This window comes from Bartonella sp. AD328YNZD, assembly GCF_042196425.1.
Genome location: NZ_JBHIQG010000433.1, coordinates 1 through 1,804, shown reverse-complemented (window position 1 = coordinate 1,804; position 1,804 = coordinate 1). Strand labels below are relative to the sequence as shown.

1 protein-coding gene is annotated in these 1,804 nt (G+C 43.1%); it reads right to left on the bottom strand.

Going from position 1 to position 1,804, the window contains the following annotated elements; all coding sequences use genetic code 11:
- Positions 1-484: 484 nt before the first annotated feature.
- Positions 485-1,780, bottom strand: coding sequence for a UDP-N-acetylglucosamine 1-carboxyvinyltransferase (murA, locus tag ACFIO3_RS12560; RefSeq protein WP_375607049.1), 1,296 nt, complete (start codon positions 1,778-1,780; stop codon positions 485-487).
- Positions 1,781-1,804: the final 24 nt, after the last annotated feature.

Below are 1,804 nucleotides of genomic sequence, written 5' to 3'. Positions count from 1 at the left end.
TAAAATGTGGATTTTTAGCTTTCACTTCAAGCTCCCCTGCCGAGTGCGAGCGCCCTCGCATTGGTATTCCGGGAGTCTGAAAGTACTGAGTTCGAATCAGCTTTTTTTGCTTTTAGTGCTAGAGAGCACCTGGACATGGCAAAAACTCCCGGAATTCCGGGATACCTACAAGAGTAGGTTCATTTTATGATCGAACTTTAGGGCTTTCAGACCCTACTGATCGCTGCGTAGACGACCAAAGTCACCCTTTAAGGTATAAAGTAATTTCAGGAAATTGGCAATAAAATTTAAAAACAGTGTTTGTTTTATGAACCCCACCCGCCTCTCAAACTCTTATGCTCGCTCGTAAAAACCATGAGATAAAACCCACGTTTATTGAGAGGATTAACAACCCTTGATTCTTGAGATCAAGCCTCCAAAAAGCACACCTAAAAATATATCGCCCCCTCCCAAAGCCATTCTTTGGAGCATATCTTTGAAAGCTTTACACTGTGATGCGTTGGATTTTTGCGCCACAACGAGCTAATTTTTCTTCTAATCTCTCAAATCCACGATCAAGATGATAGACACGATTGACGTTTGTTTCTCCCTTTGCCGCCAATGCTGCAATCACAAGAGAAACAGAAGCACGCAAATCCGTCGCCATAACGGGAGCCCCTTGCAAATTCTCTGTTCCATAAACGGTTGCCGTCTGCCCATCAAGCTTTATCTGTGCTCCTAAGCGATTGAGTTCTTGAACATGCATAAAACGATTTTCGAAAACTGTCTCTGTAATATGCGCGATTCCTTCAGCCCGTGTCATGAGCGCCATGAATTGCGCTTGGAGATCGGTTGGAAAAGCAGGATAAGGTCCTGTTTTAATATCAACGGGCATAATTTTGGTGTTCTTTGGATTTCGCTTAATATGAATTCCTTGAGGTTCTATTTGAATCTCGAGTCCTGTTTTTTGCAGCACCTTAAGCACTTTTGTGAGATGATTAGGATTTGCATTTTTAAGAAAGACATCTCCTCCCGTCATAGCAACAGCCATTGCATATGTTCCCGCTTCGATTCGATCAGCAATAACGCGTACTCTAGCACCGTTGAGTTTTTTAACCCCTTCAATTGTAAGCGTTGTTGTTCCTTCACCGGTTATTTGAGCCCCCATAGTATTCAGGGTTCGAATAAGGTTTGTCACTTCTGGTTCACAAGCCGCATTCTCAAGAGTGGTTGTTCCCTTTGCCATTGTCGCCGCCATCAGCAGCACATGGGTTCCACCAACAGTGACTTTAGGGAAACGATAGCAAGCACCTTTTAACCCCCTTGGCGCTTTTGCATGAACATATCCATTTTCGATAGTAATCTGTGCGCCTAAAGTTTTAAGTCCCTCAAGGATAAAATCGACAGGTCTTGTCCCGATAGCACATCCTCCAGGAAGCGAAACATAAGCCTCTGCGCATCGTGCAAGCAGAGGTCCAATAACCCAAAAGCTTGCACGCATTTTTTTCACCAGTTCGTATGGTGCCCGTGTTGTAGCTATTTTTTGCGCCGTAAAATGAATTGTTCTTGAATTCACGCATTCATCGTTAAACTCTTGTCCATCAACGGCATATCCAACACCATGATTATTGAGAATACGAATAAGCAATTCAACATCGGCCAGATGCGGAATATTTTCTAAAGTGAGCGTTTCTTCTGTCAAAAGCGCCGCAATCATAAGAGGCAATGCAGCATTTTTTGCCCCAGAAATAGGAATTGTTCCTTTAAGTTTTTCTCCCCCAACAATTTGAATAGAATCCATCGTGTTTTCCCTCTTTTCCTTTGT